This is a genomic window from Cellulomonas sp. IC4_254 (assembly GCF_011603975.1).
Classification (GTDB): Bacteria; Actinomycetota; Actinomycetes; order Actinomycetales; family Cellulomonadaceae; genus Cellulomonas.
In genome coordinates this window covers 1-11,780 of the sequence record NZ_JAANNB010000124.1, presented here as the reverse complement: position 1 = coordinate 11,780, position 11,780 = coordinate 1, and the positions used below count along the sequence as shown (strand labels likewise).

At 76.2% G+C, this 11,780-nt stretch carries 11 protein-coding genes; 2 read left to right on the top strand and 9 right to left on the bottom strand.

Going from position 1 to position 11,780, the window contains the following annotated elements:
• Positions 1-133: 133 nt before the first annotated feature.
• Positions 134-706: a winged helix-turn-helix domain-containing protein gene (locus tag G6556_RS12630; protein WP_166941852.1), complete on the top strand. Its 573-nt coding sequence runs from the start codon at positions 134-136 to the stop codon at positions 704-706.
• Positions 707-717: 11 nt separating this feature from the next.
• On the opposite strand, the gene G6556_RS12625 is transcribed toward G6556_RS12630, so the two are convergent.
• The 8 genes from G6556_RS12625 to G6556_RS12590 all read right to left on the bottom strand — a co-directional run bounded on the left by G6556_RS12625 (position 718) and on the right by G6556_RS12590 (position 9,301).
• Positions 718-1,920, bottom strand: a complete 1,203-nt coding sequence (locus tag G6556_RS12625; protein ID WP_166941850.1) for an ABC transporter permease — start codon at positions 1,918-1,920, stop codon at positions 718-720.
• Positions 1,917-2,750 (bottom strand): ABC transporter ATP-binding protein, encoded by an 834-nt coding sequence (locus tag G6556_RS12620; RefSeq protein ID WP_166941848.1) that lies wholly within the window; start codon positions 2,748-2,750, stop codon positions 1,917-1,919. Before G6556_RS12620 ends, G6556_RS12625 begins: the two co-directional genes overlap by 4 nt.
• Positions 2,747-3,778, bottom strand: coding sequence for a secretion protein HlyD (locus G6556_RS12615; RefSeq protein ID WP_166941846.1), 1,032 nt, complete (start codon positions 3,776-3,778; stop codon positions 2,747-2,749). The genes G6556_RS12620 and G6556_RS12615 overlap by 4 nt, the downstream gene beginning before the upstream one ends.
• Before the next feature lie 204 nt (positions 3,779-3,982).
• Complete coding sequence (gene galK, locus G6556_RS12610; RefSeq protein WP_166941844.1) at positions 3,983-5,245, bottom strand: galactokinase; 1,263 nt, start codon at positions 5,243-5,245, stop codon at positions 3,983-3,985.
• 5 nt (positions 5,246-5,250) lie between these two features.
• Entirely contained in the window at positions 5,251-6,069 is an 819-nt protein-coding gene (locus tag G6556_RS12605; protein ID WP_166941842.1) for a DeoR/GlpR family DNA-binding transcription regulator, read from the bottom strand.
• 67 nt (positions 6,070-6,136) lie between these two features.
• The gene (locus G6556_RS12600) at positions 6,137-7,303 is read right to left on the bottom strand and encodes a P-loop NTPase (RefSeq protein WP_166941840.1); all 1,167 of its coding nucleotides are present in this window, start codon (positions 7,301-7,303) and stop codon (positions 6,137-6,139) included.
• A 53-nt stretch (positions 7,304-7,356) separates the two neighbouring features.
• Positions 7,357-7,965, bottom strand: coding sequence for a DUF1003 domain-containing protein (locus tag G6556_RS12595; protein ID WP_166941838.1), 609 nt, complete (start codon positions 7,963-7,965; stop codon positions 7,357-7,359).
• Complete coding sequence (locus G6556_RS12590; protein WP_166941836.1) at positions 7,958-9,301, bottom strand: CBS domain-containing protein; 1,344 nt, start codon at positions 9,299-9,301, stop codon at positions 7,958-7,960. The genes G6556_RS12595 and G6556_RS12590 overlap by 8 nt, the downstream gene beginning before the upstream one ends.
• A gap of 161 nt (positions 9,302-9,462) precedes the next feature.
• Here G6556_RS12590 and G6556_RS12585 point away from each other — a divergent pair, with 161 nt between their 5' ends.
• Positions 9,463-10,203 carry an iron ABC transporter permease gene (locus tag G6556_RS12585; protein ID WP_166941834.1) on the top strand — a complete coding sequence of 247 codons (741 nt, stop codon included), beginning with the start codon at positions 9,463-9,465 and terminating at the stop codon, positions 10,201-10,203.
• 64 nt (positions 10,204-10,267) lie between these two features.
• On the opposite strand, the gene G6556_RS12580 is transcribed toward G6556_RS12585, so the two are convergent.
• The coding region (locus tag G6556_RS12580; protein ID WP_166941832.1) for an aminopeptidase P family protein at positions 10,268-11,780 on the bottom strand (1,513 nt) is incomplete at its 5' end.

Below are 11,780 nucleotides of genomic sequence, written 5' to 3'. Positions count from 1 at the left end.
CCCCCGCGCCCGCCGGCCCCCCGCTCGGCGGGCGCGGCGGTGCCGAGCGGGGGGCCGGCGGGCGTGGGGGTCGACATGGCACCAGGGTGGCGCCACTGATTGGGAGAAGTCAATCAGTGGTTAGGATCGGGGCATGGCAGCGATCCCGCACCGCGACCCGGAGCCCGTCGCCCCCGACGCGGCAGCGCCCGACGCGACCGAGCCCGCGGCGGCCGATCTCGACGCCGACGCCCGCGCGCTGGCCTCCACCGTGCGGCTGCGCATCCTGCGGATGTGCCTCGACGAGCCGCTGACGAACCGGGAGATCGCCGACCGGCTGGGCCGGAACCCCGCGACCGTCCTGCACCACGTCCGCACGCTGGCCGACCGCGGCTTCCTCGCCGCCGACCCGGTCCGCCGGGGCGCGCGCGGCTCCCGCGAGGTGCCGTACCGGGCGACCGGCAAGTCCTGGCGGATGCCCGACTTCCCGGGCAAGTCGCAGCTGATGTTGTCGACGTTCCTCGAGGAGATCGGCGAGGCCGACCCGGAGTCGGTCCGGATGACCCGGCTCGGCGTGCGCCTGAGCCCCGGCGAGCACGACGAGCTCATGGACCGGGTGGACGCGTTCTTCGCGGAGCTCGCCGGGCGGCCCCCCACCCCGGGGGGCCGCCCGTACTCGATCCTGTTCGCCCTGCACGAGGACGCCGGCCGGCTGCCGCGCCGGTAGCCGGCGGCCGGTCAGTACCGGATCGCGTCGATCACCTTGACCCGCACCGCCCAGACGGCCGGCAGCAGCCCGGCGAGCGCCCCGACGCCCGCCGCGCAGGCCAGCCCGGTGAGCGCGGCGGACAGCGGGAACGGCGGCCGGTCCTGCAGCACCGTCCCGAGCAGCCGGTCGACCGGCAGCACGTCGAGCGCGACGACGGCCAGGGCGACGCCGACGGCCCCCGCGACCAGGGTCGCCACGACGGACTCGAGCAGCACGCCGAAGAACACCCGGCCCGACGTCGCCCCGAAGGACCGGCGGATGCCGATCTCCCGGATCCGCTGCCGCACCGTGACCAGCGCGATGTTGAGCAGACCGAGCCCGCCCAGCAGCAGGGCGAACCCGCTCACGGCGATCACCACCCAGCGCGAGGCGGTGTCGAGCACCGCCGGGCTGCCCTCGGGGGTGGTCGCGTCGACCTGGAACCCGGGCAGCGCCGCGGTCAGGTCGGCCGTCACCCGTTCCCGCAGGGCGTCGACGTGGGCGGGCGGCACCCACAGCTCCAGCGTCGGCGGCTGCGTCCCCTGACCCCACGGGTCGACCGCCAGCCCCCACCGGTCGGCCTGGTCGAGCAGCACCGTGTACGTCGGCGGCTCCCCGGGGTACTGGTCCGGGACCACCCCGATCACCTCTGCGGTCACCGGCTGCTGCCCCTGCAGCACGACGGTCGGGTGCCCGGACAGGTCGTCCGCGCCGAGGGCGGAGAGGAACGCCGCGTTGACGACCAGGGTCGGCGCGAGCCGCTCCGCGTCGCCGGGGACGAAGTACCGGCCCTGCGCGGGCACGATCCGGTGGATGATCCCGTACGCGGGGTCGACCATCTGCCCGCTGAGCACCTGCGCCCCGCCGGGCAGCTCGGCCGCGACCTGGCCCCAGGTGGTGCGGGACGCGTAGGTGACCGCGTACCGGTCCACGACGTCGAGCATGGCGGCGGAGGCTGCGGACCCGTCGCCGGTGCCGGTGGCCGACCACGCGGACACGCTGAGCGTGGTGTCCCGGCCGCTCCACCGCTCGGTCTGCTCCCGCATCGCCTGGCCGAGCATGTCGACCGCGGCGGTGACGCCGGTGATCGCCATGACCGCGGCCGCGACGCCGATCAGGGACAGCAGGACGCGCAGCTTGTGCACCCGCAGCTCGTCCCACGCCTCGACGAGCGCGCCGGCGAGCCCGGTCACGCGGCACCACCGGGGAGCGCGGGGCGGGCGGGCGCGGCGCCCACGCCGGCGGGCGCCCCGTCCGCGGGCGTCCCGTCCGCGGTCGCGCCGAGCGTCGGGACGTCGCCCACCCACTCGGCGAGCGACCCGGGCCGGTCCGGCGCCACGAGGGTCACCGGGACGAGCACGCCGTCGGCCAGCCGGTAGTGCCGGCTCGACCGCGCGGCGACGGCGAGGTCGTGCGTGATCGTGACGAGCGCCGCGCCGGACTCCCGCGCGATGTCGTCGAGCAGGGTCATCACCGCGCCGCCGGTGTCGACGTCGAGCGCGCCGGTGGGCTCGTCGGCGAGGATCACCCGCGGCCGCCGGACCAGGGCCCGGGCGATCGCGACGCGCTGCTGCTCGCCGCCGGAGAGCCGGTCGGGCAGGTCGTCGAGCCGGTCGCCCAGGCCGACGCGCTCCAGCATCTCGGCCGCGAGCCGGTTCCGGGACCAGAACTGCCGGCCCCGCGCGTACAGCAGCGGGGCTGCGACGTTCTCCAGCACCGTGCGCCCGGTCAGCAGGTTGAACTGCTGGAACACGAAGCCGAACGAGGCCCCGCGCAGCCGCGCGCGCCGACGCCCGGACAGCCGCCGGGTGGAGGTGCCGTCCAGCAGGTACTCGCCCTCGGTGGGGGAGTCGAGCAGCCCGAGCAGGTTGAGCAGCGTCGACTTGCCCGTGCCGGACCGCCCGACGACGGCGACGTGCTCGCCCGCGTCCACGCTCAGCGTGACGCCGCGCAGGATGTGCAGCACCCTGTCGTCCGCCAGGCGCACGGAGCGGGTGACGTCGGTCAGCTCGAGGAGGCTCATCCGCCGCACACAGCCGGGTCGGCGGTCGCGGGGTCGGTGCAGTCGACGTCGGTCAGGCTGGACACCGGGGCGTACTCGAGGACGGTGTCGCCCTCGGCCAGCCCCTCGGCGATCTGCACCTGCTTGCCGTCCGTGAGCCCGAGGACCACGGCGCGCTGCTCGCTCGCGCCGTCCGCGCCGACCACCCACACGTTGCCGTTCTGCACCGAGCCCTGCACGGCCGTCACCGGCACGACGAGCGCGCCCTCGGCGGTGCCGTTCACGATCTCGACGTCCGCGCCGAGGCCGGGGAACGCGGTGACGTCGCCCGGGACGGCGCAGGTGACCGTGCCGGAGGTCGACGCCGTGGTGGCCTCGGCCTGCGGGTCGGCCGCGGCGTCGTCCTGCGCCGCGGCGCCGATCCGCAGCCCGGTGCAGGTGAACGGCGCCGGCCCGCCCTTGAGCGTGACGGTCGCCTCGCCCGGGGCGTCGATCAGCCGGTACTGCTGGTCGGGCGTGAGCGTGCCCTGCACCGACAGCGAGCCCGGGGTGACGGTGCCGACGGAGTCGCCGACGGCCACGACCTGGTCCTTCAGCACCGACAGGCGCAGTGTGCCGGCCGTGCCGGCGAGCACGGTCTGCCGCGTGACCTTCGGCTTGTTCTCGGTGACCGTCTGCATGCCGGTCTCCGGGTCGGTGGTGACCGTGGGGTCCACCGGAGTCTCGGCGCGGAGCTCGAGCACCGGGGTGTCGGCGGCGACCACCTGGCCGTCCTCGGCCAGCAGCCGGTGCACCGTGCCGGCGAGGGTCGCCCGGACGGGCTTCGGCGGGTCCGCCACGACGGACGCGGACACCGTGACGGCGTTGGTGATCGTGCCGGTGGCGACCTGCACCTGCGGCTCGGTGACCTGGGCGGACGGCTGCAGCGGGTCCTCCGCCGCGGCTACGCGGTCGGCGCCGGCGAACGCGATCTTCGCGAGCGCGACGGCGATGACCGCCCACAGGACGATGCGGATCGCGGGGAACACGATCCGGCGCGTGACGCCCACGGCGCCTCCTCGGGTCCACGCGCGCGGGCCGGGGTGCCGCGCGCTATGTCGCGACGAACGCTACCGCGCGAACCGTACTACCGGGCCCGATTCGGCGACCGACTTCTGCACGCCGGGCGATCACGCCGAGAGGGCAGAAGATGCGGGGTCCCCGCCCGGGGACCCCGCATCTTCTGCCCTCTCGGCGGTGTGGCGCAGCCCGGGTCAGGCCGCCGGGGCGTTCGCGGTCGCGACCAGGAACGCCGGGGCGTGCAGGGCCTCGGCGGCGAAGGCCGTCGCGACGGCGGTCGCGACCGCGTCCACCGCGTCCGCCCGCACCAGCGCGATCGCCGAGCCGCCGAAGCCGCCGCCGGTCATCCGGGCGCCGAGGGCGCCGGCCTGCCGGGCCGCCTCGACGGCCACGTCGAGCTCGCGGCAGGACACCTCGTAGTCGTCGCGGAGCGAGGCGTGCGAGGCGTCCATCGCGGCGCCGACCTCCTCGACCCGGTCGTCGTCGAGCAGCCCGACGAACTCCTCCACCCGCGCGATCTCGGTGACGACGTGCCGGACCCGGCGGACCAGGACCTCGACCTCGTCGCGACCCTCGCCGACCGGGCCGGTGCCGTGCGCGAGCGCGGCGAGCGCGTCGCCGAGCCCGGGCAGGTCGATCTCGCGCAGCGTGGCGATGCCCAGGCGGGAGGCGGCCTCCTCGCAGGCGGCGCGGCGGGCGGCGTACTGCCCGTCGACGAGCGCGTGCTCGGCCTTGGTGTCGATGACGAGCAGCGCGAGGTCGTGCGCGGACAGGTCGAACGGCACGTGCCGGGTCGACCCGTCGCGGCAGTCGAGCAGCAGCGCGTGGCCCTCCCGGGCGCGCAGCGAGACGGCCTGGTCCATGCCGCCCGTGCTGGCGCCGGCGATCTCGTTCTCCGCGCGGATGCAGGCGTCCGCCAGCACGGCGCGCCCGGCGTCGTCCGGCTCCGCCGCGGTGCCCGCGAGCCCGAGCCCGTACAGCGCGTCCAGGGCGACGGCCGCGGCGCACTCGAGCGCCGCGGACGAGGACAGGCCCGCGCCGTACGGCACGCAGGAGTCGACGGCGACGTCGAAGCCGCCGACCTCGTGGCCGGCCTCGCGCAGGGCCCACGCGACGCCGACGACGTACGCCGGCCACCCGCTGACGGTGCCGGGGGCGACCTCGGACAGCGCGACCTCGCGGACGCCCGTGCTCTCCTGCGCGGAGACGAGCCGGACGGTGTCGCCGTCGGTCCGGCGCACGGCGACGTACGTCCGGTGCGGGAGCGCGAACGGCAGGCACAGGCCGCCGTTGTAGTCGGTGTGCTCGCCGATGAGGTTGACCCGGCCCGGCGCGGACCAGGTGCCGTCCGGCTCGGCGCCGAACCGGTCGGCGAACAGCGCGCGCACGCGCTCGGCCCCGGCGGCGGGCTCCCAGGCCTCGACCCACACCGGGGTGTCCTCGTGCTGCTGCTCCATGCGCGTCATCGCTCCTCGGGCTGGTGGTCGGTCGGGGTGAGCAGCGCGCAGCCGGCGTCGGCCAGCACCGCCCGGGCGGGGTCGGGGAGGCCGGCGTCGGTGACGACGACGTCCACCTCCTCCAGGGACGCGATCCGGGCGAGCCCCACCACGCCCCACTTCGTGTGGTCGGCGAGCACGGTCACGGCGGCGGCGCACCGCAGCAGCGCGCGGTCGGTGGCGGCCTCGGCGAGGTTCGGCGTCATCAGGCCCGACTCGTCGAGCCCGTGCACGCCGAGGAACAGCCGGTCGACCCGCAGCGTCGCGAGCGCGGTGTCCGCGACGGGGCCGACGAGCGCGTCGGAGGGCGTGCGGCTGCCGCCGGTGAGGATGACGTCGAGCGCACCGGTGCCGGGCGCGGCGGCCGCCTCGTGCAGCGTCCGCGCCACCGGCAGCGAGTTCGTCACGACGGTCAGCGGCCGCAGCCCCGGGTCGGCCGCGATCCGCTGCGCGAGCAGGTGCACCGTGGACCCGGCGGACAGGGCGACCGCCTGGCCGGGCTCGATCGTCCGGGCGGCGAGCGCCGCGATGTCGCGCTTCTCGGCGGTGGCCCAGGTGCTCTTCTCCGCGAACGCGGGCTCGTCCGTGGGGCGGCCGGGGCCGCCGTCGGCCGCCACCGCGCCGCCGTGCACCCGCCGCACCAGGCCGGCGCGGTCGAGCTCGGTGATGTCGCGGCGGACGGTCATCTCGGAGACATCGAGCTGGTCCACCAGGTCGGCGACGCGGACGGCTCCGTGGGCGCGCACCTCCGCGAGGATGCGGTCCTGACGCTGGCTCGCGAGCACCGCGACAGTATCCACCACGATCGGACAGGAACCAACATCGGGGCCGCGCGCGCCGGCCGCCCGCGCCTCAGCGGCCGACCGGCGTCAGGCCCAGCGACTTCCCGGCCAGGCCCCGCGACCGCGACGTCAGCGCCGCCGCCACCCCGCGCAGCGCGACCGCCGCGGGGGAGTCCGGGTCGGTGAGCACCACCGGCGTGCCGCCGTCGCCGGCCTCGCGCAGCCGGATGTCGAGCGGCACCTGGCCGAGCACGGGCACGGTGGTGCCGGTCGACCGGGACAGCCCCTCGGCCACCCGGGCGCCGCCGCCGGAGCCGAACAGCTCCAGCCGGGAGCCGTCGGGCTGCTCCAGCCAGGCCATGTTCTCGACCACGCCCACGACGCCCTGCCGGGTCTGGGTCGCGATCGACCCGGCCCGCTCGGCGACCTCGGCCGCGGCGAGCTGCGGGGTCGTCACCACGACCAGCTCGGAGCCGGGCAGCAGCTGCGCGACCGAGATCGCGATGTCCCCGGTCCCGGGCGGCAGGTCGAGGAGCAGCACGTCGAGGTCGCCCCAGAACACGTCCGCGAGGAACTGCTGCAGCGCGCGGTGCAGCATCGGCCCGCGCCACACGACCGGCTGGCCCGGCGGGACGAACATGCCGATCGAGATGACCTTGACCTCGTGCGCGATCGGCGGGAGCAGCATCTCGTCGACCCGCGTCGGCGGCTGGGTCACGCCGAGCATCCGGGGGATCGAGAAGCCGTAGATGTCGGCGTCCACCACGCCGACCCGCAGGCCCTGCTCGGCCATCGCCACCGCGAGGTTCGCGGTGACCGACGACTTGCCGACGCCGCCCTTGCCGGACGCGATCGCGAACACCTTGGTCAGCGAGGACGGCTTGCTGAACGGGATCACCGGCTCGGCGCCGCCGCGCAGCCGCTCCGTCAGCGCCGCGCGCTGCTCGGGGCTCATCACGCCGAGCGCCATCCGCACGTCCGCGACGCCCTCGACGGACCGCACGGCCGCGGTGACGTCCTTCGTGATGGTGTCCCGCAGCGGGCAGCCCGCCGTCGTCAGGTCGATGCCGACGGTGACGAGCGCGCCCGCGGCCGGGGTGGTGTCGACGTCGACCGACCGGACCATGCCGAGGTCCGTGATCGGGCGCCGGATCTCCGGGTCGACCACCCGGGTGAGGGCCTCCCGCACGGCGGCGGCGACGGCCTCGGGGTCACGGGTGTCCAGCGCGGGCGACATGCCGTCCATCGTAGGTGCGCCGCGGGCCGGCCCACCGGGACCGGGTCCCCGGGTCAGGAGGCGGGGGCCCGCCCGCGGTCCTCGGCTGCGGCCCGGCGGTCGCGCTCGCGGGCGCGGTCCGCGCGCCCGCGGTCCACCCGGTCCCGCGCGCCGGCGTCGCGGGACCCGTCCGCGGCGTCGTCGTCGGCCGCCTCGCGCTCCTCGACCAGCTCCTCCAGCAGGTTGCGCAGCTCGGACCGGACGAAGTCGCGGGTGGCGACCTCGGACAGCGCGATGCGCAGCGCCGCCATCTCCCGGGCGAGGAACTCGGTGTCCGCCAGGTTCCGCTCGGCGCGCTGCCGGTCCTGCTCGGCCTGCACCCGGTCGCGGTCGGTCTGCCGGTTCTGCGCGAGCAGGATCAACGGCGCGGAGTAGGACGCCTGCAGCGACAGCATGAGCGTGAGGGCGGTGAACCCGTTCGCGGCCTTGTCGAACCGCAGCTGCTCCGGGCCCCACGAGTTCCACACCAGCCACGCGGCGCAGAACAGGCTCAGCCAGAGCAGGAACTTGGGCGTGCCCATGAACCGGGCGATGCCCTCGGAGACCTTGCCGAACGCGTCGTCCTCGAGCTTGGGCAGCAGGCTGCGGCGCGCGGTCTTCGGGGTGTCGAGACGGTCAGCCACGGCGGCCTCCCCTCGGGGTCGGGCGTGCCGCGGGGCGGCCGCCGCGGGCGCCGACGGCGGGCACCTCGCCCGTCGGGACGGGCTGCACCTCCTCGTCGGTCTCGCGCCAGTCCTCGGGCAGCAGGTGGTCGAGCACGTCGTCGACGCTCACGGCGCCGAGCAGCCGGCGGTCGTCGTCGACGACGGGGATGGCGAGCAGGTCGTAGGTCGCCAGCCGGCGGGTCACGGCGAGCAGCGGCGCGTCGGCGGGCACGGGGTCGATGTCGGTGTCGACCAGGGCGCCGATCGCCTCGTGCGGGGGCTCGCGGAGCAGGCGCTGCAGGTGGACGACGCCGATGAACCGGCCGGTGGGCGTCTCCAGCGGCGGCCGGACGACGAACACCATCGACGCCAGGGCCGGGGTGAGGTCCTTGCGGCGCACGTGGGCCAGCGCGGCGGCGATCGGCGTCTCCGGGCCGAGGATCACCGGCTCGGTCGTCATCAGGCCGCCCGCGGTGTTGTCCTCGTACGCCAGCAGCCGGCGGACGTCGCGCGCCTCCTCCGGCTCCATGAGCGCCAGCAGCTCGGCCTGCTGCTCGTCCGGGAGCTCGCCCAGCAGGTCGGCGGCGTCGTCGGGCTGCATCGCCTCCAGGACGTCGGCGGCGCGGGTGCGCTCCAGGTGGGACAGGATCGCGACCTGGTCGTCCTCGGGCAGCTCCTCCAGCACGTCGGCCAGACGCTCGTCGTCCAGCGCGGCCGCGACCTCCATCCGCCGGGTCGACCCCATGTCGTGCAGCACGTCGGCGAGGTCGGCCGGCTTGAGCTCGTCGTACTGCGCGAGCAGCAGCGCGGCGCCCTGCGCGTCCGCGGCGGTGCGGGCCAGCCCGGCGATCTCGTCGATGTCGAGCAGCTCGGGCACGCCGCGGCGGCGCAGCAGCCCGCCCCGGCCGGTGTCCTTGCGGACGAACACCTTCGCGACCAGCCAGTCGCCGTTGCGCTGCCGCTCGATCGCGACGTCCTCGACCGTCGCCGACCCCGAGCCGTCGGCCAGCTGCACGGTGCGGTCGAACAGCTCGCCGACCACGAGGGTCTCGAACGGGCGCTGCTCGAACCGGCGCATGTTCACCAGGCCGGTCGAGATGACCTGGCCGGCGTCGATCGCGGTGACGCGGGTCAGGGGGACGAACACGCGGCGCTTGCCGGGCACCTCGACCACCAGGCCGACCGCGCGCGGGGCGCCCTTGGGGCGCAGCAGCACGACGACGTCGCGGACCCGCCCCACCTGGTCGCCGATGGGGTCGAAGACGTTGGTGCCGGCGAGGCGCGCGACGAAGACTCGGGTCCCGGTGCCGCTCACGGTGGTCAGCGTAGACGCCGCCCGGACCGGGGGCGCGCCGCGACGCGGGTGGTCCGCGGGCGGGCGCGACCCTGGCCGGGACCTGGACGCCGACCATGAAACCCCTGCGTATCGGCCGTGCCGCCTGGCGCCGCGCACCCCCGCGGGGCGAGGATGGACGCATGTCGTTCACCGGCGGTGCCCGCATCCCCCAGACGCCCACCCTGCCGCAGGGCGAGACGGTCGCGTCCTACGGCACGTACCTCGAGGCGCAGAAGGCCGTCGACCACCTCTCGGACCACCAGTTCCCGGTCCAGATGGTGACGATCGTCGGCACCGACCTGCGGATGGTCGAGCGCGTGACCGGCCGGCTGACCTACGCCCGCGTGGCGATGGGCGGCTTCGGGTCCGGCGCCTGGTTCGGCGTGTTCATCGGCCTGCTGTTCCTGCTGTCCGGCGGGTCGTCCGGCATCCTGTTCGCGGCGGTGCTGTTCGGCGGCGCGGCGGGCCTGCTGCTCGCGGTGCTCGTGTACGCCACCAGCCGCGGGAGGCGCGACTTCACGTCGCAGAGCCAGATCGTCGCCGCGCAGTACGCGGTGCTGTGCCGGGCCGAGCGCGCGCACGAGGCCCGGCAGATGCTCCGCGAGGTCGGCGGCGTGCGGGTGGGCGCGGCCACGCCGGTGCCGCCGGCCGCGCCGATGGGCGCCCGCCCGTCCGACCCGACGGGCGCCTACGGGCAGCCCGCGGCCCCCGGCCGGCCCGGGCAGCCGCCGGCCGGCCCCGGCCAGCCCCCGGCGCAGCCGCGGTACGGCCAGCTGGCGCCGCAGCCGCCCGCCGAGCCGCGCTACGGCCAGCTCGCGCCGCAGCCGCCGGCCGCCCCGCCGGCGGGCCCGGAGACCCCGGGCGCCGAGAAGCAGGACTGACGACCGACGGCCCGGTCCCCCTCGCGCGGAGGGGGACCGGGCCGTCGTCGTGCGGGGGCCGGCGTCAGCGGGCGAGCAGCCCGGCCATCCACGCCTCGACGTCGTCGGGCGTGCGGGGGAGCGCGGCCGACAGGTTCTCGTTGCCGTCCGCCGTCACCAGCACGTCGTCCTCGATCCGCACGCCGATGCCGCGCAGCTCCTCGGGGACCCGCAGGTCGTCGACCTGGAAGTACAGGCCGGGCTCGATCGTGAACACCATGCCCGGCTCGATGACCGCGTCCAGGTACATCTCGCGGCGGGCCTGCGCGCAGTCGTGCACGTCGAGGCCGAGGTGGTGGCTGGTGCCGTGCACCATCCAGCGCCGGTGCTGCTGGCCCTCCGGGGACAGCGACTCCTCGACCGGCACCGGCAGCATGCCCCACTCGCCGAGCCGCGCCGCGATGACCTCCATGGCGGCGGCGTGCACGTCGCGGAACCGGTTGCCCGGGACGGCCACCGCGAACGCGGCGTCCGCGGCGTCGAGCACCGCCTGGTAGACCCGACGCTGGTCGGCCGTGAACGTGCCGGTGACCGGGAGCGTGCGGGTCACGTCGGCGGTGTAGAGCGAGTCGACCTCCACGCCGGCGTCGATCAGCACGAGCTCGCCCTCGCGGACCTGCCCGTCGTTGTCGGTCCAGTGCAGCGTGGTGGCGTGCGGCCCGGCGGCGGCGATCGTCTCGTAGCCGACGTAGTTGCCCTCGACCCGCGCCTGCGACAGGAACGTGCCCTCGATGACCCGCTCGCCGCGGCGGTGCGCGACGGCCTCGGGCAGCCGGCGGACGACCTCCGCGAAGCCCTCGACGGTCGCGGCCACGGCGCTGCGCAGCTCGGCGACCTCGTGCTCGTCCTTGATCAGCCGCAGCTCCGACAGCGCCTCGACCAGCGCGGCGTCCCGCTCACCGGCGTCCTCGGCCGCGCGGATCTCCTCGACGACGGCCTCGACGGCCTCGTCCACGCCGGGCACCAGCAGCACCCGGACGCCGTCCGGGCCGGCGTCCTTGGCGATCGCGTCGCGCAGGTCGTCGCTGTGCGCGGTGGTGATGCCGGTGACCGTCGCCATGTCCTCGAGCGTCGGGCGCGGGCCGACCCAGAACTCGCCGTACCGGGCGTCGGAGAAGAACTCCTCGGTGTCCCGGCCCGCGAGCGGGCGCAGGTACAGCACCGCGCGGTGCGTCGAGCGGCCGCCGCCGGGCAGCTCGTCGCCCTCGCCGTCCGCGGCCGGGTGCAGCACCAGGACGGCGTCCGGCTCCTGCTCGGCCCCCAGGCCGGTCAGGTGCGCGAACGCCGAGTGCGGGCGGAACCGGTAGTCGGTGTCGTTCGACCGCACCTTGTACGCGCCGGCCGGGACCACCAGGCGCTCGCCCGGGAACGCGGCGGCCAGGCGCGCGCGGCGGGCGGCCGTGAACGGGGCGGCGTCGCCGGCGACCGCCGTGCTCGCCGGGCGCTCGGCCCAGCCGGAGGTGACCCAGTCCAGGAACGCGGCGGACTGGGGGCGCTGGCTGCGGTTCGACCCGCGGTCGGCGAGGGTCTGCTCGCCC

Bases quoted from the DNA above. Each gene is read 5' to 3' on its own strand.
- galK (WP_166941844.1), bottom strand. From the start codon at position 5,245: ATGGAGCAGCAGCACGAGGACACCCCGGTGTGGGTCGAGGCCTGGGAG.
- G6556_RS12630 (WP_166941852.1), top strand. From the start codon at position 134: ATGGCAGCGATCCCGCACCGCGACCCGGAGCCCGTCGCCCCCGACGCG.
- G6556_RS12620 (WP_166941848.1), bottom strand. From the start codon at position 2,750: ATGAGCCTCCTCGAGCTGACCGACGTCACCCGCTCCGTGCGCCTGGCG.
- G6556_RS12600 (WP_166941840.1), bottom strand. From the start codon at position 7,303: ATGTCGCCCGCGCTGGACACCCGTGACCCCGAGGCCGTCGCCGCCGCC.
- G6556_RS12585 (WP_166941834.1), top strand. From the start codon at position 9,463: ATGTCGTTCACCGGCGGTGCCCGCATCCCCCAGACGCCCACCCTGCCG.